General features: G+C 71.5%; 18 protein-coding genes. 11 read left to right on the plus strand and 7 right to left on the minus strand.

Annotation, left to right across the window (positions count from 1 at the left end; translation table 11 throughout):
* Nucleotides 1-88 precede the first annotated feature (88 nt).
* Entirely contained in the window at nucleotides 89-1,147 is a 1,059-nt protein-coding gene (locus ASD62_RS01115; protein ID WP_056914386.1) for an LLM class F420-dependent oxidoreductase, read from the plus strand.
* A 33-nt stretch (nucleotides 1,148-1,180) separates the two neighbouring features.
* A complete protein-coding gene (locus ASD62_RS01120; protein ID WP_056914387.1) occupies nucleotides 1,181-2,038 on the plus strand; it encodes an undecaprenyl-diphosphate phosphatase in 858 nt (285 codons plus the stop codon).
* Nucleotides 2,039-2,087: 49 nt separating this feature from the next.
* On the opposite strand, the gene corA is transcribed toward ASD62_RS01120, so the two are convergent.
* Complete coding sequence (corA, locus tag ASD62_RS01125) at nucleotides 2,088-3,068, minus strand: magnesium/cobalt transporter CorA (RefSeq protein ID WP_056914388.1); 981 nt, start codon at nucleotides 3,066-3,068, stop codon at nucleotides 2,088-2,090.
* 58 nt (nucleotides 3,069-3,126) lie between these two features.
* Here corA and ASD62_RS01130 point away from each other — a divergent pair, with 58 nt between their 5' ends.
* Genes ASD62_RS01130 through mshC form a run of 4 tightly spaced genes read left to right on the plus strand, consistent with a single transcriptional unit; the run spans nucleotide 3,127 to nucleotide 6,448 of the window.
* Nucleotides 3,127-3,825, plus strand: coding sequence for an MSMEG_4193 family putative phosphomutase (locus tag ASD62_RS01130; protein WP_056914389.1), 699 nt, complete (start codon nucleotides 3,127-3,129; stop codon nucleotides 3,823-3,825).
* A 10-nt stretch (nucleotides 3,826-3,835) separates the two neighbouring features.
* Nucleotides 3,836-4,372 carry a DUF3090 domain-containing protein gene (locus ASD62_RS01135; RefSeq protein ID WP_056914390.1) on the plus strand — a complete coding sequence of 179 codons (537 nt, stop codon included), beginning with the start codon at nucleotides 3,836-3,838 and terminating at the stop codon, nucleotides 4,370-4,372.
* A 26-nt stretch (nucleotides 4,373-4,398) separates the two neighbouring features.
* Complete coding sequence (locus ASD62_RS01140) at nucleotides 4,399-5,178, plus strand: SCO1664 family protein (RefSeq protein WP_056914391.1); 780 nt, start codon at nucleotides 4,399-4,401, stop codon at nucleotides 5,176-5,178.
* 22 nt (nucleotides 5,179-5,200) lie between these two features.
* Nucleotides 5,201-6,448, plus strand: coding sequence for a cysteine--1-D-myo-inosityl 2-amino-2-deoxy-alpha-D-glucopyranoside ligase (mshC, locus tag ASD62_RS01145; protein WP_056914392.1), 1,248 nt, complete (start codon nucleotides 5,201-5,203; stop codon nucleotides 6,446-6,448).
* A gap of 10 nt (nucleotides 6,449-6,458) precedes the next feature.
* Here mshC and ASD62_RS01150 read toward each other — a convergent pair whose 3' ends face one another.
* The gene (locus ASD62_RS01150; RefSeq protein ID WP_056914393.1) at nucleotides 6,459-7,310 is read right to left on the minus strand and encodes a PAC2 family protein; all 852 of its coding nucleotides are present in this window, start codon (nucleotides 7,308-7,310) and stop codon (nucleotides 6,459-6,461) included.
* Nucleotides 7,311-7,458: 148 nt separating this feature from the next.
* Between ASD62_RS01150 and ASD62_RS01155 the strand changes: the two genes are divergently transcribed.
* Nucleotides 7,459-8,160, plus strand: coding sequence for an HAD family phosphatase (locus tag ASD62_RS01155; RefSeq protein ID WP_056914394.1), 702 nt, complete (start codon nucleotides 7,459-7,461; stop codon nucleotides 8,158-8,160).
* Nucleotides 8,161-8,191: 31 nt separating this feature from the next.
* On the opposite strand, the gene ASD62_RS01160 is transcribed toward ASD62_RS01155, so the two are convergent.
* Together ASD62_RS01160 and metH are read right to left on the minus strand one after the other, a co-directional pair.
* Nucleotides 8,192-9,037 (minus strand): PD-(D/E)XK nuclease family protein, encoded by an 846-nt coding sequence (locus ASD62_RS01160; RefSeq protein ID WP_056914395.1) that lies wholly within the window; start codon nucleotides 9,035-9,037, stop codon nucleotides 8,192-8,194.
* A 94-nt stretch (nucleotides 9,038-9,131) separates the two neighbouring features.
* On the minus strand, nucleotides 9,132-12,854 hold the full coding sequence (gene metH, locus ASD62_RS01165; RefSeq protein WP_235530743.1) for a methionine synthase: 3,723 nt from the start codon (nucleotides 12,852-12,854) through the stop codon (nucleotides 9,132-9,134).
* A 134-nt stretch (nucleotides 12,855-12,988) separates the two neighbouring features.
* Between metH and ASD62_RS01170 the strand changes: the two genes are divergently transcribed.
* From ASD62_RS01170 to arc, 4 genes are all read left to right on the plus strand, one after another.
* Entirely contained in the window at nucleotides 12,989-14,116 is a 1,128-nt protein-coding gene (locus ASD62_RS01170; protein WP_082553100.1) for a site-2 protease family protein, read from the plus strand.
* Nucleotides 14,117-14,194: 78 nt separating this feature from the next.
* On the plus strand, nucleotides 14,195-15,583 hold the full coding sequence (locus ASD62_RS01175) for an SGNH/GDSL hydrolase family protein (RefSeq protein ID WP_082580499.1): 1,389 nt from the start codon (nucleotides 14,195-14,197) through the stop codon (nucleotides 15,581-15,583).
* 79 nt (nucleotides 15,584-15,662) lie between these two features.
* A complete protein-coding gene (locus ASD62_RS01180) occupies nucleotides 15,663-16,700 on the plus strand; it encodes a tRNA (adenine-N1)-methyltransferase (protein WP_056914397.1) in 1,038 nt (345 codons plus the stop codon).
* Nucleotides 16,701-16,772: 72 nt separating this feature from the next.
* Complete coding sequence (gene arc, locus ASD62_RS01185; protein ID WP_056914398.1) at nucleotides 16,773-18,515, plus strand: proteasome ATPase; 1,743 nt, start codon at nucleotides 16,773-16,775, stop codon at nucleotides 18,513-18,515.
* Here arc and ASD62_RS01190 read toward each other — a convergent pair.
* The 3 genes from ASD62_RS01190 to ASD62_RS01200 are packed head-to-tail and all read right to left on the minus strand — an operon-like array spanning nucleotide 18,512 to nucleotide 22,546.
* Nucleotides 18,512-21,100, minus strand: a complete 2,589-nt coding sequence (locus tag ASD62_RS01190) for an AMP-binding protein (protein WP_056914399.1) — start codon at nucleotides 21,098-21,100, stop codon at nucleotides 18,512-18,514. The two genes, arc and ASD62_RS01190, sit on opposite strands and share 4 nt — an antisense overlap.
* 58 nt (nucleotides 21,101-21,158) lie before the next feature.
* Entirely contained in the window at nucleotides 21,159-21,560 is a 402-nt protein-coding gene (locus ASD62_RS01195; protein ID WP_056914400.1) for a DUF3054 domain-containing protein, read from the minus strand.
* On the minus strand, nucleotides 21,557-22,546 hold the full coding sequence (locus ASD62_RS01200) for a ribose-phosphate pyrophosphokinase (RefSeq protein ID WP_056914401.1): 990 nt from the start codon (nucleotides 22,544-22,546) through the stop codon (nucleotides 21,557-21,559). The genes ASD62_RS01195 and ASD62_RS01200 overlap by 4 nt, the downstream gene beginning before the upstream one ends.
* Nucleotides 22,547-22,565 lie beyond the last annotated feature (19 nt).

Consider the following 22,565-nt stretch of genomic DNA (forward strand, 5'->3'; position numbering starts at 1 on the left):
CGCCCGCCCCGGGCCGCGGCACGCGCAAGGGGCTCGGCCGGCACCCGGCTTCGGCACGCAGCGAGGGCTCCGCCGCTAGCCTCGGTCCATGGAACTCGGTGTGAACCTCGGCTACTTCGGCATGGGCATGGACCAGGACAACGTCGCGGTCGCGCAGGAGGCCGACCGGCTCGGCTACGCCGTCGCCTGGGTGGCGGAGGCGTACGGGTCCGACGTCCCCACGGTGCTGTCCTGGATCGGCGCCCTGACCGAGAAGATCCACCTCGGGGCAGCCGTCATGCAGATTCCCGCCCGTACCCCGGCGATGACGGCGATGACCGCAGCCACGCTCGACACCCTGTCGGGCGGCAGGTTCCGGCTCGGCCTCGGGGTCAGCGGCCCGCAGGTGAGCGAGGGCTGGCACGGGGTGCGCTTCGCGGCACCGCTGGGCCGAACCCGTGAGTACGTCGACATCGTCCGCATGGCCCTGCGCCGCGACACGGTCTCCTACTCCGGCAAGCACTTCACGCTCCCGCTGCCCGACGGCCCGGGCAAGGCGCTCAAGCTCACCATCCACCCGCCTCGCACCGACCTGCCGATCTACCTGGCGGCCGTGGGTCCCAAGAACCTCGAGCTCGCCGGCGAGGTCGCGGACGGGTGGCACGCCATCTTCTTCAGCCCCGAGCACTCCGGCGACCAGGTGGCCAGCGTCGTCGCCGGGCGCCGTCGCGCTGGTCGCGGCACGGACGAGAATCCCTTGGCCGGCTTCGACATCGCCCCGTCGGTGCCGGTGGTCGTCGCCGACGACGTCGAGGCCGCGGCGGACGCGATCCGCCCCTACGCTGCCCTGTACATCGGCGGCATGGGTTCGCGTGAGCAGAACTTCTACAACCAGCTCGCCTGCCGGATGGGCTTCGAGGACGCCGCCGCGAAGGTCCAGGACCTCTACCTCGCCAAGCAGCACCGTGACGCCGCGGCCGCCGTGCCGTTCGAGTTCATCGACGCCACGTCCCTCATCGGACCCAAGGCGCGCATCGCCGAGCGCATCGGCCGGTATGCCGCCGCGGGCGTCGGGACGCTCTCCGTCGCCCCCTTCGCAGGGAGCCTCGACGCACGGCTGCATGTCGTGCGGACCATGGCCGAGGTCATGCGGGAGACTGTCGGCTGAACCTGCCCAGTCCCCGCCCTCGAAAGTAGAGCCGTGACCCTCAGCTACCTCGACGCCGTGATCCTCGGCATCGTCGAAGGACTCACCGAGTTCTTGCCGGTCTCCTCGACCGGCCACCTCACCATCACCGAGAAGCTGCTCGACCTGAAGATCGACGACCCGGGCGTCACGGCCTACACCGCCGTGATCCAGCTCGGGGCGATCCTCGCCACGCTGCTCTACTTCCGCAAGGACATCGTGCGGCTGCTCGTCGCCTGGGTCGGGGGACTGACGCGGGCCGAGGGCCGGACCCACCACGACTACCAGCTGGCGTGGGCCGTCATCGTCGGGTCGATCCCGGTGGGCATCGTCGGCTTCCTCGCCAAGGACGCGATCAGCGGACCGCTGCGCAGCCTCTGGGTGGTCGCCGGGGCGCTCATCCTGTGGAGCGCGGTGATGTACCTCGCGGAGACGCGTCACGCGGCCCTGGTCAAGCACGGGGAGGAGCGGGGCGAGGGACAGGTGACCCTGCGCGACGGGATCGTCATCGGCCTCGTGCAGTGCGCCTCGCTGGTCCCCGGCGTCTCCCGCTCGGGAGCGACGATTTCGGCCGGTCTGTTCCGTGGCCTCGACCGACTCACGGCCACCCGCCTGTCGTTCTTCATGGCCATCCCCGCCCTGACCGCGGCGGGCCTGTTCGAGATGGTCAGCGAGGCCGACCACCTCAAGCTGCTCGGCGTCGGCCAGATGGTCGTGGGCGTCGTGGTGTCGTTCGTCGTGGCGTACGCGTCCATCGCCTGGCTGCTCAAGTTCGTCAGCTCCAACAAGATCACCGCGTTCGTCTGGTACCGCGTCCTGCTGGGTATGGTGCTCATCGTCGTGCTGTCCGCAGGCTGGATGACCGCCACCTGACGGAGGTGACGACAGGGGCGGGCCGGGTCACCGGGCCGCCCCTTCGTCGTCAGAGCCAGCCGGAGCGGCGGAACGCGCGGTAGAGGCTGCCGCAGGCCCCGGCCATGACGGCCAGGACGATGAAGTAGCCGTACCGCCACTTGAGCTCCGGCATGTTGTCGAAGTTCATGCCGTAGATGCCGGCGATCATCGTCGGCACCGCGGCGATCGCGACCCACGCCGAGATCTTCCGCATGTCGCTGTTCTGCTGCACGGTGATCTGCGCGAGGTGCGCGTTGAGGACGTCGGTGAGCAGTCGGTCATACGACTCCACGTGGTCGATGACGCGCAGGAGGTGGTCGGCGACGTCGCGGAAGAGCAGCCGCATCTCCTTGACGGACACCGGGCTGCGCGAGCCGTCGTGCAGCATGTTGAGCGGCGCGGCGAGGGGGGTCGCGGCCCGGCGGAACTCCACGACCTCGCGCTTGAGGCTGTAGATCTGCTCGGAGTCTGCGTGACCGCGCCCGCCGAAGACCGCCGCCTCGATCTGCTCGAGGTCGGTCTGCAGCTCGGCGTCGATCTCGACGTAGTTGTCCACGATGGCGTCCATGACGGCGTGCAGCACCGAGATCTCGCCGTGGCGCAGCATGTCGGGGGCTGCCTCGAGGCGCTTGCGCACGGCGGCCAGCGGGCTGAGCTCGCCGTACCGGACGGTGACGACGAAACGGTCGCCGACGAAGAGCATCACCTCGCCGGTCTCGACGTCGCTGGTCTCGTCGAGGTACCTCAGGGTCTTGAGGACCACGAAGATCGTGTTGTCGTAGAGCTCGACCTTGGCCCGCTGGTTGCCCTTGACCGCGTCCTCGACGGCGAGCGGATGCAGCTTGAGCTCGTCGTTGACGAGGTCGAACTCCGCGTCCGTGGGGTCCTTCAGCCCGATCCACAGGAACGCGTGCGGGTCGTCCCCGGTGCGCAGCGCTTCCAGGGCCTCGCTCAGGTCTCCGCACGCCTGGCGGACCCCGTCGCGGTAGATGGCTTGGTCGACGATCACGGGGCTACTCCACCACGTCCGTGCAGTCGGTGCGAGCGACCGGCCGTAGAGTTCCCGCGTGCCCACCCTGCTGCTCGTCCGCCACGGCCACTCCAGCGCGAACGGCGAGGGGATCCTCGCCGGACGGCTGCCCGGGGTCCACCTCACGGACCGCGGTCGCGAACAGGCGCAGCGCCTCGGCGAACGCTTCACCGACCTCACCCCGGTCCGGGTCGTGAGCAGCCCGCTCGAGCGCTGCCTCGAGACCGCGGCGCCGCTCGCCGAGGCCGTCGGCGCGACCGTGCAGGTGGAGGACGACCTCCAGGAGTGCGCGTACGGCGCCTGGAGCGGGCGCAAGCTCGCCGAGCTCGCGAAGGAACCGCTGTGGTCCACCGTCCAGGACGACCCCGCCTCCGCGCGCTTCCCGGACCACGAGACGTATGCCGCGGAGAGCCTGCAGGAGATGAGCGACCGGGTGGTGGCCGCGGTGCGGCGCATCGATGCCGAGGTCGCGGCCGAGCACGGCGACACGGCCATCTGGGTCGCGGTGAGCCACGGCGACCTCGTCAAGGCGCTGCTCGCGGACGCCACGGGATCGGGGCTCGGCCACTTCCAGCGCTACACCGCCGACCCCGCGTCGGTGTCGGCGATCCGTTACGGCGGACGGCACACGTTCCTCCTCGCGGCCAACGAGCTGACCCCGGACCTGACCCGCTTCGTGCCGCCGAAGGACGCGCCGCCGACGGGTGATGCGCAGGTCGGCGGGGGAGCCGGTTAGAGTTTTGGGCATGTCGCTGCTCGAGTTCGACCCGCCGGACCGGTTCGTCGCCGGCACCGTGGGGCCCCCCGGCCAGCGGACCTTCTTCCTCCAGGCCAGCGAGGGGCGCCGCATCAGCAGCGTCTCGCTCGAGAAGGAGCAGGTCCGGGTCCTGGCGACCCGCATCAACGACCTCCTCGACAGCTATGCCGGTGGGATGGGCGGTGACCACGCCGCGGCGGAGGTCGTCGACAACGCACCGCTCGACACCCCCATCGAGGACGACTTCCGCGTCAACACCCTGGCGCTGGCCTGGGACGAGGACCGTCAGGTCGTCATCATCGAGGCGCTCGACCGCGACCCGGACGAGCCCGAGGCGGGGGACCCGGAGGTGCTGGCGTCCGAGCCCCGCCAGGTGCGGGTCGTGCTCTCGCCGGCACGGGCGAGGGCCTTCGCCCGTCGCGCCCAGTCGATCGTCGCCGCCGGTCGTCCGCCCTGCCCCTTCTGCGGTGGCCCCCTCGAGACCGAGGGTCACATCTGCCCGCGCGCGAACGGCTACAAGCGCTGAGCGCGAGCCAGTCCGCTGACGCGGCCCTGCTCGACGTCCTCTCGAGGGCGGACCTGGAGGTGGTCGGCCGGCTGGCCGACGCGTCGAACCTCGCCGTCCTCGTGCGCGTCGGCGCCGGTGGCCCCTACGCGATCTACAAGCCGGTGCAGGGGGAGCGGCCGCTGTGGGACTTCCCCGACGGCACCCTCGCGGGCCGCGAGGTCGCCTGCTACCTCATCAGCGCCGCCGGTGGCTGGGACGTCGTCCCCCCGACCGTCCTGCGGTCCGGCCCCCAGGGGATCGGCTCGGTCCAGCAGTGGGTGGGTGACCCCGGCGAGGAGCCGGAGCACCCTGTCGACCTGGTCGCACCCAAGCAGGTTCCCCGCGGCTGGCTGCCGGTCCTGCGTGGGGAGAACGAGCTGGGCCAGCCGGTCGTGGTCGTCCACGAGGACACCCCGGCGGCCCGGTCCGTCGCCGTCTTCGACGCCCTCGTCAACAACTCCGACCGCAAGGGCTCCCACCTCGTGCGTGACGGAGACCGCCTGCGCGGGTTCGACCACGGCGTCAGCCTCCACCAGGAGCCCAAGCTGCGGACGGTGCTGTGGGGCTTTGCCGGCGAGCCGCTGCCGGACACCGAGCTCGCCCGCGTGGCGAGGGTGTGCGACCTCGTCGAGGACGAGGACTCCGAGCTGCGGGTCGACCTGGACGGCCTGCTGACCATCGACGAGGTCGCGGCCCTGCTCGGCAGGGGGCGCCGCCTGCTCGACCGCGCGGCATACCCGATGCCGTCCGGGCAGTGGCCGGCCATCCCGTGGCCGCCCCTGTGAGGGCTCACCGTAGAGTTCCGCTGTGATCTCCTGGCCCACCCCGTTCCTCCCCGCCGTCCCCGGCACCGGCCACCCGGTCCAGGTCTTCGACACCGCCACGGGCGGTGTGCGGCCCCTGACGCCGGGGCCGACGGCGCGGATGTACGTCTGCGGCATCACGCCGTACGACGCGACGCACATGGGTCACGCCGCGACCTACGTGACGTTCGACGTCCTCGGCCGCGCGCTGCGCGACGCGGGCCACGAGGTCGAGTACGTCCAGAACATCACCGACGTCGACGACCCCCTGATCGAGCGGGCCGAGCGCGACGGCGTCCGCTGGCAGGACCTCGCCCACCGTGAGATCGCACTGTTCCGCGAGGACATGACCGCCCTCGCGGTCGTGCCGCCGGACCACTACATCGGCGTCGTCGAGAGCATCGAGCCGGTCGCGGCCGCCGTGCGCGGGCTGCTGGCCACCGGTGCTGCCTACGAGGTCGAGACGGCCGAGTCCGAGGGCAACGACCTGTACCTCGACCTGACCAGCGACGAGGGCTTCGGGTCAGTCTCGAACTGGACCCGGGAGGAGATGCTCGCGGTCTACGCCGAGCGCGGGGGCGACCCCGACCGGCCCGGGAAGCGCGACGCCCTCGACCCGCTGCTGTGGCGCTCGGCCCGGGAGGGCGAGCCGTCGTGGGAGGTCGACGGGCTCCCCGCCGGCCGCCCCGGATGGCACATCGAGTGCACCGCCATCGCCCTGGACCACCTCGGCATGAGCTTCGACGTGCAGGGTGGCGGGACCGACCTGATCTTCCCCCACCACGAGATGAGTGCGACCCAGGCCGTCGTCCTCACCGAGGAACGCCCGTTCGCCCGCACCTACGCCCACCAGGCGATGGTCGGTCTCGACGGCGAGAAGATGAGCAAGTCCAAGGGCAACCTCGTGCTCGTCTCGAAGCTGCGCGCGGACGGCGTCGACCCCATGGCGATCCGGTTGGCCCTGCTCTCGCAGCACTACCGGACCGAGTGGTCGTGGACCGACGACCTGCTCGCGCAGGCGCAGGCGCGACTCGAGACGTGGCGTGCCGCGCTGTCCGTCAACGCCGCCCCGGACGCCGAGGAGACGATCGAGCAGGTGCGGCGCCACGTCGCCGACGACCTCGACACGCCGGGCGCGCTGGCTGCGGTGGACCGCTGGGCCAAGGAGTGCCTGACGCGCGGGGGCCGTGACGCCACCTCGGCGGGCGTCCTCGCCCGGGCCCTGGACGCCATCCTGGGCGTCCGGGTCTGACCGGAGGTCGCTAGCCGGGGCCGTCCTGGCCCCGACGACGCAGGTAGCGCTCGAACTCGCGGGCGATCGCGTCGCCGCTGGCCTCGGGGAGGTCGGCGGTGTCCTGGGCCTCCTCGAGGGACTGGACGTACTCCGCGACCTCGTCGTCGGTCTCGGCGAGCTCGTTGATGCCGCGCTCCCACGCCTTGGCCCCGTCGGTGAGGTCACCGTGCGGGATGGGGAGGTCGAGCAGCTCCTCCAGCCGGGACACCAGCGCTAGGGTGGCCTTGGGCGAGGGGGAGTGGCCGGCGTAGTGCGGGACGGCGGCCCAGCAGGAGATCGACTGCAGGCCTGACTGGGTGGCCGCGTCGGCGAGGACCCCGACGATGCCGGTCGGTCCTTCGTAGCGGCTCGGCTCGAGGTCGAAGCGGTGCAGGACGTCCTCGTCGTCGGACGTCGCGGTCACCGGGATGGGTCGGGTGTGTGCGACGTCGGCCATGAGCGCGCCGAGCGTGACCACGGTGCTCGCCCCCACCTGCTGGGCGAACTCCATCAGCTCGATCGTGAACGCGCGCCAGCGGAAGGAGGGCTCGATGCCCTGGATGAGGACGATGTCGCGCTCCAGCGCGTCACTCGTCGCGACCAGGATCCGGGTGGTGCGCCAGTGGATGCGGCGGCGGCCGTCGTCGAGGACCACGCGGGGGCGGTTGACTTGGAAGTCGTAGTACTCCTCCGGGTCCAGCGCGGCGATGGCCTCGGCGTCCCACACGTCGATGAGGTGGTCGATGGCTGCGGTGGCGGCCTCGCCGGCGTCGTTCCAGCCCTCGAAGGCGGCGATGACGACCGGGTTGTTGAGCTCCGGTACGTCTTCGAGCTCGATCACTGTTCCTCCTTGCCCGGGCCGGCCCGTTGCCGACGGCACACCTCGTCCTCCCAGCCTACGGTCCGCGGTGCGGCACCACCGGAGAGGCTGCGTATAGTCGGGCGCGCCGTCCCAGCCTGCCCCACCGACCGCGCGGAGCACCCCAGTCATGTCCACGCCCAGCACGTCGCCCTCCGCACCGGAGGCAGGGCTCCCCGCCGCGGTGTTCTGGGACATGGACGGCACCCTCGTCGACACCGAGCCGTACTGGATCACGGCCGAGCACGCGATCGTCGAGGAGGCCGGCGGGGTCTGGAACGACGAGTACGCCCACCAGCTCGTCGGCAACGACCTCATGGTCTCCGCCGAGTTCATCCGCGACAACAGCCCCGTGGAGCTCGAGCCCCTCGAGATCATCGAGGAGCTGCTCCGCCGGGTGGTCATCCAGGTGCAGGAGCACGTGCCGTGGCGGCCTGGTGCGCTCGAGCTGCTCGACGCGCTCCAGGCCGCAGGAGTCCCCAACGCCCTGGTCACCATGTCGTGGCGGTCGCTGGCCGACAGCGTGGTGGGGGCCCTCCCCGAGGGCACCTTCGCCGCGGTCATCACCGGCGACGAGGTCGAGCACGGCAAGCCCCACCCCGAGCCGTACCTCGCGGCCGCCCGCGCCCTCGGCGTCGAGGTCGGCGACTGCGTCGCGATCGAGGACTCCCCGACCGGGGTGCGGTCGGCCGTCTCCGCAGGGGTGCCGACGATCGCGGTGCCGCACGTCGTCCCGGTGCCCGTGACCGTCGGGGCGGTGCAGGTGCCGAGCCTTCGGGGGCTGGCCCCGGCCGACCTGGTCAGCCTGTTCGACGGGTCCCGTCGGAAGTAGGCAGGTCCTGCGTCGGGCAGGGCCCGCGCGGCTACTCGTCCGTGGGCTCGACCTGCCCGGACACGGCAGGGTTGAGCGCGATGAGCGCGGCGTTCTCCGGCAGCGGCGGGGGCGTGCCACCCCACGCGGGGCAGAACTCGCGGAAGTCGCACCAGTCGCAGAGCTTGGACGTCTTGGGTCGCCAGTCGCCGGTCGTCGCGGCCCGCTCGATCGCGACCCAGACCGCCTTGAGGTTGCGCTCCAGGCTGAGCAGGTCGTGCTCGTCCGGCGCGTAGCGGACGACCTCGCCGTTGCCGAGGTAGACGAGCTGGAGCAGTCGCGGGATCTCCCCGCGGAGCCGCCAGAGCACGAGGGCGTAGAACTTCATCTGGAACAGCGCCTTGCCCTCGAACAGCTCGCTCGGCGACCGGCCGGTCTTGTAGTCGACGACGCGCATCGCCCCGTCCGGCGCCACGTCGAGGCGGTCGACGTAGCCGCGCAGCACGAGCCCGTCGACGTCGGTCTCGACGTAGAGCTCCCGCTCGGCGGGCTCCAGCCTCGTCGGGTCCTCGAGGGTGAACCACGTCTCGATGAGGGCCTGCGCGTCGCTGAACCAGCCGTCCTCGGTCAGCTTGGCGTCGTCGGCGATCATCGCGGCCAGCTCGGGCTCCTCCTCGACCAGCGCGCTCCACTGCGGGCCGAGGAGGGCCTGGGCCGCGGCCGGGGTGCGCTCGTCCGCCGGCAGGTCGAACAAGCGCTCGAGGACCGCGTGCACGAGCGTCCCGCGCGCCGCAGCGGGGCTGGGCGGCGAGGGCAGCTTGTCGATCGTGCGGAACCGGTACAGCAGCGGGCACTGCTTGAAGTCGGACGCACGGCTCGGCGAGAGAGCGGGAACCATGACCCGCACTCTAGGTGCCCCGACCGACACGGCCGCGCGGGCCGCGCCATACCTGTGGACGGGTCGTGAACGCGTGCACAGGTATGGCGTGCGCTCAGTCCTCGGGCTGGTAGCCCAGGTTCGGGCTGAGCCAGCGCTCGGCCTCGCGCAGCGTCCAGCCCTTGCGCTCGGCGTACTCCTCGACCTGGTCGCGCCCGAGGCGGCCGACGACGAAGTACTGCGACTGCGGGTGCGAGAAGTACCAGCCGGACACCGCGGCCCCCGGCCACATGGCCATCGACTCGGTGAGCTCGATCCCCGTGCGCTCCTTGACGTCGAGCAGCTCCCAGAGGAGCTCCTTCTCGGTGTGGTCGGGGCAGGCGGGGTAGCCCGGCGCGGGGCGGATGCCGACGTACTTCTCGGCGATGAGGTCGGTGTTGCGCAGGTGCTCGTCCGGTGCGTACCCCCAGAAGTCGTGGCGGACGCGCTCGTGCAGCCGCTCCGCGAAGGCCTCGGCCAGCCGGTCGGCGAGGGACTCGAGCAGGATCGCCGAGTAGTCGTCGTTGGCGGCCTTGAAGTCGGCCACCCGCTCGGCGGACCCGAGCCCGGCCGTCACGGCGAAGGCGCCGACGTGGTCGCGCAGCCCGGTCTCCTTGGGTGCCACGAAGTCCGACATCGCGCGGTTCGGCACACCCTGGCGGTGCTGCCCCTGCTGGCGCAGCGTGTGCAGGGTGGTCGCCACGGTCGCGCGCGACGAGTCCGTGTAGACCTCGATGTCGTCGCCGACCGAGCTCGCCGCGAAGAGCCCGAGCACGCCACTGGCGCGCAGCCACTTCTCGTCGATGACGCGGTCGAGCATCCGCTGGGCGTCCTCGTAGAGCTTGCTGGCGGCCTCGCCCGTCGCGGGGTTGTTGAGGATGTCAGGGAAGCGGCCCTTCATCTCCCACGCGAGGAAGAACGGCTGCCAGTCGATGTAGTCGCGCAGCTCCGCGATGGGGTAGTCGGTGAACGTCTTGACGAACTGCGTCACCGTGGGGCGCTGGTGACCCGACTGCCGGCGCAGCAGCTCCTTCTCCTGGGCGGCGACGAGGTGGGGGACCGGCGGGCGGTAGCCGGACCAGTCGATCGGGGTGGCCTTCTCGCGGGCGACCTCGATCGAGACGAGTGGGCGTTCGGTCGACTTGGCCGCGTGTCGGGCGCGCAGGGCGTCGAAGTCGGCCTTGACGTCGGCCATGAGGACCTCGCGCTGGTCGTCCGCGAGCAGCTTGGACACGACCGGGACGGAGCGGGACGCGTCCTTCACCCACACGACGGGCCCGTGGTACTGCTGGTCGACCTTGACGGCCGTGTGCGCCCGTGAGGTCGTGGCACCTCCGATGAGCAGCGGCAGGTCGAGGCCCTGGCGCTCCATCTCGGAGGCGAAGTTGACCATCTCGTCCAGGCTCGGGGTGATGAGGCCGGACAGGCCGATCACGTCCGCCTTCTCGGCCTTCGCCGCGTCGATGATCTTCTGCGCGGGCACCATGACGCCGAGGTCGACGACGTCGTAGTTGTTGCACTGCAGCACCACGCCGACGATGTTCTTGCCGATGTCGTGCACGTCGCCCTTGACGGTGGCGAGGACGATCTTGCCCTTGCTGCGGTTCTCGGCGACCTCGGCCTCGGTCTTCTCCGCCTCGATGAACGGGATGAGGTAGGCCACCGCCTTCTTCATGACGCGGGCCGACTTCACGACCTGCGGCAGGAACATCTTGCCGCTGCCGAAGAGGTCACCCACGACGTTCATGCCGTCCATGAGGGGGCCCTCGATGACCTCGATCGGCCGCCCGCCGCGGTCGCTGATCTCCTGGCGCAGCTCCTCGGTGTCGGACTCGGCGTGCTCGTCGATGCCCTTGACCAGGGCGTAGGTGATGCGTTCGCCGACGGGCAGGGACCGCCACTCCTCGGCGATCGCCTCCTGCTTGGTGTCACCGGTGTTGAACGAGTCGGCGATCTCGAGCAGCCGCTCGGTCGAGTCGGGGCGGCGGTTGAGGACCACGTCCTCGATGCGCTCGCGCAGGGTCGCGTCGACCTGGTCGTAGACGACGAGGGCGCCGGCGTTGACGATGCCCATGTCCATCCCCGCCCGGATGGCGTGGAAGAGGAACACCGCGTGGATCGCCTCGCGGACGGCGTTGTTGCCACGGAACGAGAAGGAGACGTTGGAGACGCCGCCGGAGACCAGTGCCCCAGGGAGGTTCTCCTTGATCCAGCGCGTGGCCTCGATGAAGTCGGTCCCGTAGGCCGCGTGCTCCTCGATGCCCGTGGCCACGGCGAAGATGTTGGGGTCGAAGATGATGTCCTCGGCAGGGAAGCCGACCTCCTGCGTGAGGATGTCGTAGGCCCGCTGGCAGATCACCTTGCGTCGTTCGAGGGAGTCGGCCTGGCCGTCCTCGTCGAAGGCCATGACGACGATCGCCGCGCCGTACTTGCGGCACAGCCGCGCGTGCTCGACGAACGGCTCGACGCCCTCCTTCATGGAGATGGAGTTGACGATCGGCTTGCCCTGCACGCACTTCAGGCCGGCCTCGATGACGTCCCACTTCGAGGAGTCGACCATCAGCGGCACCCGGGAGATGTCGGGCTCGCTCGCGACGAGCTTGACGAAGCGGTCCATCGCGGCGACGCCGTCGATCATGCCCTCGTCCATGTTGATGTCGATGACCTGGGCTCCGGCCTCGACCTGCTGGCGGGCCACGTTGAGCGCCGTGCCGTAGTCCTCGGCCTGGATGAGCTTGCGGAACCGTGCCGACCCGGTGATGTTGGTGCGCTCACCGACGTTGACGAACAGCGACTCCTCGGTGACGGTCAACGGCTCGAGGCCGGACAGCCGCAGGGCGGGGGAGACCTCCGGGGGGACGCGGGGCGACTGGTCGCTGGCGGCCTTGGCGATCGCCGCGATGTGGTCCGGCGTCGTGCCGCAGCATCCGCCCAGCAGGTTGACCAGCCCGGCCTGCGCGAACTCGCCCACGATCGCCGCCATCTGGTCGGGCAGCTCGTCGTACTCCCCGAAGGCGTTGGGCAGCCCGGCGTTGGGGTAGCACGACACGAAGGTGTCGGCGACGCGCGCCAGCTCCGCGGCATACGGGCGCATCTCCTCGGCGCCGAGCGCACAGTTGAGGCCGACCGCGATCGGGCGTGCGTGGCGCACGGAGTTCCAGAACGCCTCGGTGACCTGGCCGGACAGGGTGCGCCCCGACGCGTCGGTGATGGTGCCGGAGATGATGACCGGCCACCGGCGCTCGTGCTGCTCGAACAACGTCTCGAGCGCGAAGATCGCGGCCTTGGCGTTGAGGGTGTCGAAGATCGTCTCGACGATGAGGACGTCCGCACCTCCGTCGACGAGCCCCCGGGCCTGCTCGGTGTAGGCGTCCACGAGCTCGTCGAAGGTGACGTTGCGCTTGCCCGGGTCGTTGACGTCGGGGGAGATCGAGGCGGTGCGGTTGGTGGGGCCGAGCGCGCCCAGCACCCACCGCGGCCGGTCCGGCGTCTTCTCGGTCATGGCGTCGCACGCGGCCCGGGCCAGGCGCGCCGACTCGAGGTTGATCTCGTACGCCAGGTCCTCCATGCCGTAGTCGGCGAGGGAGATCTTCTGGGCGTTGAAGGTGTTCGTCTCGACGAGGTCGGCCCCCGCCTCGAGGTATGCCGTGTGGATGCCGGCGATGATCTCGGGCTGGGTCAGCGACAACAGGTCGTTGTTCCCCTTCAGGTCGCTCGGCCAGTCGGCGAAGCGCTCGCCGCGGTAGTCGTCCTCGCCCAGGCCCTCCCGCTGGATCATCGTGCCCATGGCGCCGTCCATCACGAGGATCCGCTCGGTGAGGGCGGACCTCAGCTGGTCGGTCGCGTCGGGCTGGAATGCGGGTGAGTCGGGCACCGGTCAAGTATGGACCGGCGCCTGCTCGGACGTCTGGGTGGTTCACGTACTGTCAGGGCATGACGACCGCTGCCCGAGGGCACCACGCCCCCGAGGACGAGCAGGACCGCGGCCTCGGGGTCCGCATCGCGCGGGTCGCCGGGATCCCCGTCTACGTCGCACCCAGCTGGTTCCTCATCGCCGTGGTCATCACCGCGATCGTGGCCCGCCCGTTCCTGGGGACGCGGCCGCTGCTCGGCATCGGCATCGGCATCGCCCAGGCCCTTGTGCTCCTGGTGAGCGTGCTCGTGCACGAGGCCGCGCATGCCGCGACGGCGAGGGCCTTCGGCATGCCCGTGGTCCGGATCGTCGCGAACCTCTGGGGCGGCCACACCTCGATGGAGGCCGGTCGCACCACCCCGGGACGGATGGCGCTCGTCGCCGCCGCCGGTCCGGCCTCGAACGCGGTGTTCGCCGGGCTGGCGTGGCTCGCCCTTCCCTCCGCGACCGGCGACGTGTCGGGGCGCATCCTCGAGGGACTGGTCATCATCAACGGCTCGCTGGCCGTCCTCAACATCCTTCCCGGCATGCCGCTCGACGGCGGCCAGGTGCTCGAGTGCCTCGTGTGGAAGGTCACCGGGGACCGCAACAAGGGCTCGGTCGTGGCCGGCTGGAGCGGCCGTGTCCTGGCGGCCCTGGTCGTCCTGTGGTTCTTCGTCCGGCCCGTGGCCACTGGTCAGCAGATCGGGTTCAGCCACATCTGGTCGCTGTTCATCGCCTCCATCCTCTGGACCGGCGCGACGGAGTCGATCCGGCGCGGGCGGGCCCTCTCGACGATCGGTCGCCTGCGGCTGGGCTCGGTGATGCACCCGGCCATCGCGGTGCCCGAGACGGCACACGTCGCCGAGCTGCCCGCCACGCCGGGCGGCGAGCTCGTCGTCGTGGACGCGCACGGGCGGCCCACCGCCTACGTCGACTCCGCCCACCTGTCGTCGGTGCCGCCGGACGCGCGCCCGCACACGCCGGTGAGCGCCGTCGCCAGCCAGCAGCACCCGGGCTGGGTGATCGAGGCCGACCCCGCGGGGGACGTGATGCCTGCGGTCGCCGCCCTCCAGGAGTTCCAGATCACCGTGGGCGCCGTCGTCCACCAGGGCCGGGTGGTGGGCGTCGTGCACGCCGCCGACATCGGTCGCGCCCTCAACGGCTGAGCGCGGCCGGTGGGTCGTTCGGTCCGGATGCGCGGGCATGCCTTTATGGGACATTTCGGGCGACGTAGGGTCCGGCCCATGACCTCCGCCCCGGTGCCCCGCAGGCGCCGGCGCCACGCGGTCGCGGCAGCCGCCCTGGCCTCGGTCGTCCTGCTCGCGGGCATCGCGTCCGTGGGCGGCCTCACCCGTGCGGCGTCGGCCGACGCCCCCACGGACGGATCGAGCCGGTCGCTGGTGGCGGTGTCCCCGAAGCCGTCGCGCGGCGAGGTCCCGCAGGAGGAGGGGGCCACGCCGGCCGCCATCCCGTCAGCGGCCCGGGTCCGGTGGGTCGGCACCTGGGCCACGGCGGTCGCCGTGCCGCAGGCCGGGGAGGCGCTCGCGGGGTTCACCGACGTCACCCTGCGCCAGCGCGTCCAGGTGTCGCTGGGCGGTGACGTCGTCCGCCTGCGCCTCACCAACGTCCACGGCACCTCGCCGTTGTCGGTCTCCGCCACCCTCGCGCGCCCCGCGACCCGGCACCGCGCGCTCCGCGGTGACCTCGACCCGACCACCCTCGTTCCCGTCACGTTCGGCGGGAGCCGGCACGTCGTCATACCGGCGGGCTCGGCGACCACCTCCGACCCGGTGGCGATCGTGGTCCCGGACGACGGTGACCTGCTCGTCAGCCTGCACCTGCCCGGACCGACCGGACCCGCGACCTACCACCCCCAGGCGCACTCGACGGGGTACGTCGGCCACGGTGACCAGACCGCGTCGGCGTCGGTCGCAGCGTTCCCGGGACGTACGACGTCGTTCTGGTTCCTCGACGGCCTCGACGTCCGCGCCACGGCGTCCGGGTCGGTCGTGTTCCTGGGCGACTCGATCACCGACGGCGCGGCCTCGACGCTGGACGCCGACCACCGCTGGCCCGACCGCCTCGCCGACCGGGTGCTGGCCGAGCCACGTCCGCTGAGGTTCGGGGTGCTCAACGCCGGGATCAGCGGCAACCGGCTCCTGCTCGACGCCCACGGCCAGGGGCAGGGGGAACGCGCCCTGGGCCGGTTCACGCGGGACGTGCTGACCCGGAGCGGCGTGGAGACCGTCGTCGTGCTCGAGGGCGTCAACGACATCCAGCAGGACCCGTCGGAGACGGACCCGCAGGACCTCGTCGCCGCCTACCGGGAGATCCTGGTCCGCGCCCACGAACGCCACGTGCGTGTGGTGGTGGCCACCATCGGACCGTTCCGGGGGTGGCCACGCTGGACGCCGGAGTGCGAGGCCGTGCGCGTGGCCGTCAACGAATGGATCCGCGGCTCCGGGGAGCCCGACGCGGTGCTCGACCTCGATGCCGCCCTGCGCGACCCGGTGCAGCCGACCCGTCTGGTGGCTGCGTACGACAGCGGGGACCACCTGCACCCGAACGACCTCGGGTATGCCGCGATGGCAGCGGCCGTCGACCTGCCAGAGCTGCTCGGCCAGCCCCGTTGACGGCCTCTTCCGGTGCGCCGGTGTCGTGCGACGACCGCGGGTCCGGGGCCAGCTCCGGGGAGAACTAGACTTCGCCGCCATGAGCAGCACCCCCGACCAGACCCCTCCCGCCGCGACCGGGGCCGACCTGCGCCGTGGCACGTTCTCCGAGGGCGAGCGGGTGCAGCTGACCGACCCGAAGGGGCGCCTGCACACGATCACCGTCGAGGCGGGACGCGAGTTCCACACCCACCGCGGACGCCTCGCCCACGACGACCTCATCGGCAGCCCCGACGGGTCCGTCGTCAGGAACACGGCCGGGGTCGAGTACCTCGCCCTCCGGCCGCTGCTGTCGGACTACGTCATGTCGATGCCGCGCGGTGCCGCCGTCGTCTACCCCAAGGACGCCGGCCAGATCGTCACCATGGCCGACATCTTCCCGGGCGCCCGGGTCGTCGAGGCCGGCGTCGGTTCCGGCGCGCTGTCGATGAGCCTGCTGCGGGCCGTGGGGGAGACGGGCCACGTCCACTCGTTCGAACGTCGCGAGGACTTCGCCGACATCGCCAAGGGCAACGCCCGCGCCTTCTTCGGGCAGGACCACCCGGCGTGGCAGGTCACCGTCGGCGACCTCGTCGAGGAGCTGCCGCAGCACGTCGAGCCCGGCAGCGTGGACCGCGTCGTCCTCGACATGCTCGCCCCGTGGGAGTGCCTGGACGCCGTCGCCGACGCGCTCCTGCCCGGCGGAGTGCTGATCTGCTACGTCGCCACCGCCACCCAGCTGTCCCGCGTGGCCGAGGGTGTCCGCGAGCACGGCGGCTACACCGAGCCCGAGGCGTGGGAGTCCCTCGTCCGCGGCTGGCACCTCGAGGGGCTCGCCGTGCGACCGCAGCACCGGATGCACGGACACACCGGCTTCCTCATCACCACCCGTCGGCTCGCGCCCGGCGTCACCCCGCCGCTGCGCAAGCGCCGCCCCGGCAAGGGCTCGGTCGACGAGGACGGTGCACCCGTGCAGGACTCCAGCTTCGGCCGCGAAGGGGAGTTCACACCCGAGGACATCGGCGAGCGCGTCCCATCAGACAAGAAGATCCGGCGGGTTCGCCGTTCTGTGACCCAAACCTCCGAGACCACGGAGTAGTTCAGGGTTAGGTTTGCTTATCGGCCGTCCCCGCACGGTCGATGACCGAGGTTCGCCACCGAGGGAGTCGACATGACCGACCACAGCCAGCCCACCCCCGACCGCAGCGAGGAGCGCCGCCAGGCGGAGCTCCTCTCCGAGGAGGTCGCCGCCCTGCGGCAGCGGCTCGCCGACGCCCCCGTGCGCTCGCGCGAGCTCGAGACCAAGGTGCTGCAGCTGCAGTCCAACCTCGCGACGATCTCCTCGCAGAACGAACGCCTCGTGCGCACCCTCAAGGAGGCGCGCGAGCAGATCGTCACCCTGAAGTCCGAGGTCGACCGGTTGGCCCAGCCCCCGGCTGCGTATGGCGTGATCCTCGAGTCCTACGACGACGCCACGGTCGACATCCTCACCGGCGGCCGCAAGATGCACGTGGCGGTGAGCCCGGCCGTCGACCCGTCCGAGCTCTCGAGCGGTCGGGAGGTGCGCCTCAACGAGGCGATGAACGTCGTGGCGACCTGCGGCTACGAGCGCATCGGCGAGGTCGTCATGATCAAGGAGCTGCTCGGGGAGGGCAGGGTCCTGGTCGTCTCGCACGCCGACGAGGAGCGGGTTGTCCGCATGGCCGACTCCCTCGAGGGGGAGCCGATCCGGGTGGGCGACGCACTCATGCTGGAGTCGAGGTCCGGGTTCGTCTACGAACGCATCCCCAAGGCCGAGGTGTCCGAGCTCGTCCTCGAGGAGGTGCCCGACATCGACTACGAGGACATCGGTGGGCTGGCCGGCCAGATCGAGGCCATCCGGGACGCCGTCGAGCTGCCCTACCTGCATCCCGACCTGTTCACCGAGCACCAGCTCAAGCCCCCGAAGGGCGTCCTGCTCTACGGCCCGCCCGGGTGCGGCAAGACGCTCATCGCCAAGGCCGTGGCGTCCTCGCTGGCCCGGAAGGTGGCGGAGAAGGAGGGCAAGCCGGTCGGCAAGTCGTTCTTCCTCAACATCAAGGGCCCCGAGCTGCTCAACAAGTACGTCGGTGAGACCGAGCGCCACATCCGGCTGATCTTCCAGCGGGCCCGGGAGAAGGCGTCGGGTGGCACGCCGGTCGTGGTGTTCTTCGACGAGATGGACAGCCTGTTCCGCACCCGCGGTTCGGGGGTCTCCTCCGACGTGGAGACGACGATCGTGCCGCAGCTGCTGTCGGAGATCGACGGGGTCGAACGGCTCGAGAACGTCATCGTCATCGGCGCCTCGAACCGCGAGGACATGATCGACCCCGCCATCCTGCGGCCCGGCCGCCTCGACGTGAAGATCAAGATCGAGCGCCCCGACGCCGAGAGCGCCCGCGACATCTTCACGAAGTACCTCACCTCCGACCTGCCGCTGCACCCGCACGACCTGGCCGAGCACGACGGCTCCGCCCAGGCGACGGTCGACGCGATGATCACCGCCACGGTCGAGCGGATGTACTCCGAGATCGAGGAGAACCGGTTCCTCGAGGTCACGTACGCCAACGGTGACAAGGAGGTCCTCTACTTCAAGGACTTCAACTCCGGCGCGATGATCCAGAACATCGTGGACCGGGCCAAGAAGATGGCCATCAAGGACTTCCTCACGGTCGGGGCCAAGGGCATCCGGGTGGACCACCTGCTGGCGAGCTGCGTGGACGAGTTCAAGGAGAACGAGGACCTGCCGAACACGACCAACCCGGACGACTGGGCCCGCATCTCCGGCAAGAAGGGCGAGCGGATCGTCTACATCCGCACGCTCATCACCGGCAAGAGCGGCACCGAGCCGGGCCGGTCGATCGACAACGTCGCCAACACCGGCCAGTACCTCTAGGAGGTGCCGGCGGTCCCCTTCACGCGGCCGACGAGGTGCCCCGCCGCGGCTTCGACGCGCAACCACAGCTGCCAGTAGGCCACCCCGACGGCCACGGAGGCGGCCATGGCCAGCACCGAGCTCGTCCCCATGATGTGCGGGTAGACGACGAAGTGCGTGAGGTAGACGAACAGGCTGGCGCTGGCGACCACGGCAGCCGCCCGCCCGAGGAACGCCGGCAGGACGACCGTCGGCACCCAGACCAGGACGAGCAGCCCGACGATGATGGTCACCTCCCGCATCGGCATCGACGGCCAGAACCCCGGCACCGTGAGGACCGGGATCGCCGAGACCAGGAGACGCTGCGCGGTCGACGACGCCCGTGCCGCGGCCCAGCCGGTGGCGAACAGCCAGATGAGGACGTAGGCGTTGGCTCCCCGGTAGGGGCCGGCGTCGGGCACCACGACGGCATACCTCGTCAGCAGGCCGAGGCCCACGAGGGCGACGGGGAAGGCGAACGGCCAACGGCGTTCCCAGCGGTCCACGGCCGGCACCGCCAGGAGCCCGGCGGTGCCGAGCAGCAGGGCGACCACCGCCTCGACGAACCAGTAGTGCCAGTGGTCGGACCAGCGTGACCAGTCGCCGAGCACCTGGTTGAGCAGCAGCACGTTGCGCCAGTCGTAGGTGCCTGCCACGACGGCGACGACGCCGATCCAGGCCGCGCTGGGCGCCCAGATCCGCAGGGCGCTCCGGGCGACGCCCTTCACGCGCTCTCCGCGGGAGCGGCTGGTGAGCTGGAACCGGGCGAGGTTGAAGCCGGCCAGCGCGAGCAGCGTGTGCGCGCCTCCGGGGACGAACGACAGGTGGGTGTGGTTGGCGAGGATGAGCAGCACGGCGACGGCTCGCAGCACGACGCTGGTCTCCACGCGGTGCAACCAGGTCCGCGCCGGGCGCCGGGTCGCTGCAGCCGCGCCGACGAGCTCGGAAGGGGCGAGGAGGTGCCAGCCCGACGGGAGCGCGTCCAGGACCCGCTCGAGACGGAGCGACACCTCGACGTAGGAGAGGGAGTCGCCGCCGAGGTCGACGAAGCTGGTCCGCTCGGTGGCGTGCGGGGCGTCCAGCAGCCTGCGGTACAGCCCGACGACGCGCGCCACGACGTCCCCGTCGGACGTCGTGCCCTCGTCGGTGGCCGGGTGCGCCTCGCGGTGGGCCCCGAGCAGCTCGGCGACCCGTGGGTAGTCCGGCTTGCCGGTGGCCAGCCGCGGGGCCTGCAGCCCGTCGAGGACGACGACCGCGGCAGCCGGTATGCCGTGCTGGCGGCGCAGCGCCTGCGTCACCTCCGGGCCGGCCCCGGTGCGTTCGGCGAGCACACCCACCGCGTCCCCGAGGTCGACGCAGTGGGTGGGGTGCCCGGCGTCGCGCAGGTCGCGCTCGACGTGGTCGAGGTCGATCCGCAGGCCGACGACCTTGGCGAACCGGCTCCGTCGCCCGACGATCTCGACGAGGCCGTCGGGACCGAACCGCGCCAGGTCACCGGTCCGCAGCTCGGTCACGTCACGGCCGCGGGCGAGGTCGGCCGAGGACCGGGCGTAGCCCAGCATGACGTTGGGGCCGGAGTAGACGAGCTCGCCGAAGCCGCAGTCGATCTCCCCGAGGGGTTCGATGCGGAAGGAGCCACCCGGCACGGGAGCGCCCACGGTCCCCGGCCGCACGCCCGCGAGGTCCGGCGGGAGGACGGCCATCCGGGCGGTGGCCTCCGTCTGGCCGTACATGACGAACAGGTCCCAGCCCTGCTCGCGCCCGAGGTCGGCGAAACGGGTGACGACCTCCGGGTCGAGTCGCCCACCGGCCTGGGTGACGCAGCGCAGCGTCGGGTGGTGCCGGTCGGCGAACCCGCTGCGCTCCAGCAGGTCGAAGCTGTGCGGGACCCCCGCCAGGGTCGTGGCGGCGGTCGCGTCGAACAGCCGCCAGAAGCAGGGGTCGACGACCGAGAGCTCGGTGAGCACGATGCTCGCGCCGGCGGCGAGGTGGCTGTGCACCACCGACAGGCCGTAGCAGTAGTGCAGCGGCAGGCTGGTCACGGCGCGGTCGGTCGACCGGATGCCGAGCGCGTCCGCGATCGCGTGGGCGTTGCTGTCGAGGTTCTCGTGGGAGAGCCGCACGACCTTGGGGGAGCCGGTCGACCCCGACGTGGGCAGGAGCAGCGCGAGGTCGGGGTGCAGGTCGTGGGCCGGCGAGGCCGGGTCGTGGCGGTCGACCACCTGCCAGCCGGCCGGGCCTCGCCCGGCCACGACGTCGGGGTCGTAGGCGTCGGCGAGGCGGTCGAGGTGCTGCACCCGGTCGCCGGGGGCCAGCAACGGCACGTGCCCGGCAGCGAGGGCCCCGAGGTAGGTCACCAGCGCGTCGAGGGTGTTGTCGGCGGCCAGGAGCACCAGGCGCCGACCACCGCCGAGGGCGGCGGCAGCCGCGTCGACGAGGTCGGCCAGGGCGGCATACGTCAGGGTCCGGGAGCCGGTGTGGACGGCCGGGGCGGCACCGCGGGAGCGCAGCGACGTCGCGAAGGCGACGGCCGGTCGGGCCGGGGCGACAGCAGGGAGCGCAACCACGCCCAGGAGCGTATTAGGTAAGGCTTACCAAACTCAAATGCCCTGCACAGGGGGCCGGCTAGCGCGACACCCGCTCGCGGGCCTGCGACCAGCGGGCCACGCCCTCGACGGCGAAGCGGCCCACCTCGCGCACGCAGCGCCACCCGACGAGGAACAGGCCGAGCACGACGAGGGTGACCACGGCGAAGCTCCAGGCGAACCCACCGCCGGTCGCGACCCGCAGCGCCAGGCCGAGGACCACGGTCGTCAGCCAGACCACGGGCGAACCGGGCACCCGCACCGGCCATTCACCGCGCGTGCGGGCCAGCAGCCAGCCGAGCGCCAGTGCTGCGAGGAAGGGCCACGCGACGAGGACGACGCCGCGCAGGGTCACGCCCTCGGCATGGCTGGCCCGGCCGATGGTCGCGAAGAGCAGGACGGCGACGACGTCGAGCAGGAACGCACCCGCGGCACGCCTCACGCGCGCACCTTGTCGAACAACGTCGCCTGCGGGGGTGAGAGGGTCGGGTCGACCCCGTCGAAGAGGCTGCTCACGGACTCGCCGGCGTGGATGCGCTTGATGGCCTCGGCGAACAGCTGCGCCACCGAGCGCACCTGCAGCTCGGGCCAGTGGCCCGGGGCGGGCACGGTGTCGGTCGTGACGACCTCGCCGATCATCGGGTGGTCGCGGAGCCGTTCGACGGCCTTGCCGGCGAACAGCCCGTGCGTGCAGGCGACGTCGGCACCGGTGCAGCCGAGGTCGCGCAGCCGCTCGAGGAGCTCCACGATCGAGCCGCCGGTGGCGATCTCGTCGTCGAGCACGATGGCGCGCTTGCCGGTGACGTCGCCGACGATGGAGTCGATGATGACGCGGTCGTCGGCCAGGCGCTGCTTGGACCCCGCTGCCACGGGCAGCCCGAGGAGCCGGGCGAACTGCGTGGCCGTCTTGGCGTTGCCGAGGTCGGGGGAGACCACGACCGAGTTGGTCAGGTCCCCGGACCGGAAGTGGTCCGCCAGGACCCCGATGGCGGTGAGGTGGTCGACCGGCACCGAGAAGAAGCCGTGGACCTGCGGTGCGTGGAGCGTCATGGTGAGCACGCGGTCGACACCTGCGGCCACGAGCATGTCGGCGACCAGACGGCCACCGAGGGAGATCCGCGAGGCGTCCTTCTTGTCGGAGCGGGCGTACGCGTAGTGCGGGATCACTGCCGTGATCTGGGCCGCCGAGGCACCCCGCGCCGCGTCGACCATGAGGAGCAGCTCCATCAGGTGCTCCTGCGTCGGCGGCACCAACGGCTGGACGATGTAGACGTCGCGCTGTCGGCAGTTCGCCAGCAGCTGCGCCTGGAGGCAGTCGTTGCTGAACCGCGTGATGTCAGCGGGTGAGAGGTCGACGCCCAGGGCGTCGCAGATGCGTCGGGCGAGGGCGCGGTGGGCGCTCCCGGAGAAAACCACGATGTCCCGCATGACGCTCCTCGGTCGACCG

Origin of the sequence: Phycicoccus sp. Root563 (assembly GCF_001427915.1) — a bacterium.
In the GTDB taxonomy this organism is placed as follows: Bacteria; Actinomycetota; Actinomycetes; order Actinomycetales; family Dermatophilaceae; genus Pedococcus.

Bases quoted from the DNA above. Each gene is read 5' to 3' on its own strand.
- metH (WP_235530743.1), bottom strand. From the start codon at position 12,854: ATGGACGGCGCCATGGGCACGATGATCCAGCGGGAGGGCCTGGGCGAG.
- ASD62_RS01200 (WP_056914401.1), bottom strand. From the start codon at position 22,546: ATGCGGGACATCGTGGTTTTCTCCGGGAGCGCCCACCGCGCCCTCGCC.
- ASD62_RS01160 (WP_056914395.1), bottom strand. From the start codon at position 9,037: ATGGTTCCCGCTCTCTCGCCGAGCCGTGCGTCCGACTTCAAGCAGTGC.
- ASD62_RS01155 (WP_056914394.1), top strand. From the start codon at position 7,459: ATGTCCACGCCCAGCACGTCGCCCTCCGCACCGGAGGCAGGGCTCCCC.
- arc (WP_056914398.1), top strand. From the start codon at position 16,773: ATGACCGACCACAGCCAGCCCACCCCCGACCGCAGCGAGGAGCGCCGC.
- ASD62_RS01170 (WP_082553100.1), top strand. From the start codon at position 12,989: ATGACGACCGCTGCCCGAGGGCACCACGCCCCCGAGGACGAGCAGGAC.
- ASD62_RS01175 (WP_082580499.1), top strand. From the start codon at position 14,195: ATGACCTCCGCCCCGGTGCCCCGCAGGCGCCGGCGCCACGCGGTCGCG.
- ASD62_RS01135 (WP_056914390.1), top strand. From the start codon at position 3,836: ATGTCGCTGCTCGAGTTCGACCCGCCGGACCGGTTCGTCGCCGGCACC.
- ASD62_RS01180 (WP_056914397.1), top strand. From the start codon at position 15,663: ATGAGCAGCACCCCCGACCAGACCCCTCCCGCCGCGACCGGGGCCGAC.
- ASD62_RS01115 (WP_056914386.1), top strand. From the start codon at position 89: ATGGAACTCGGTGTGAACCTCGGCTACTTCGGCATGGGCATGGACCAG.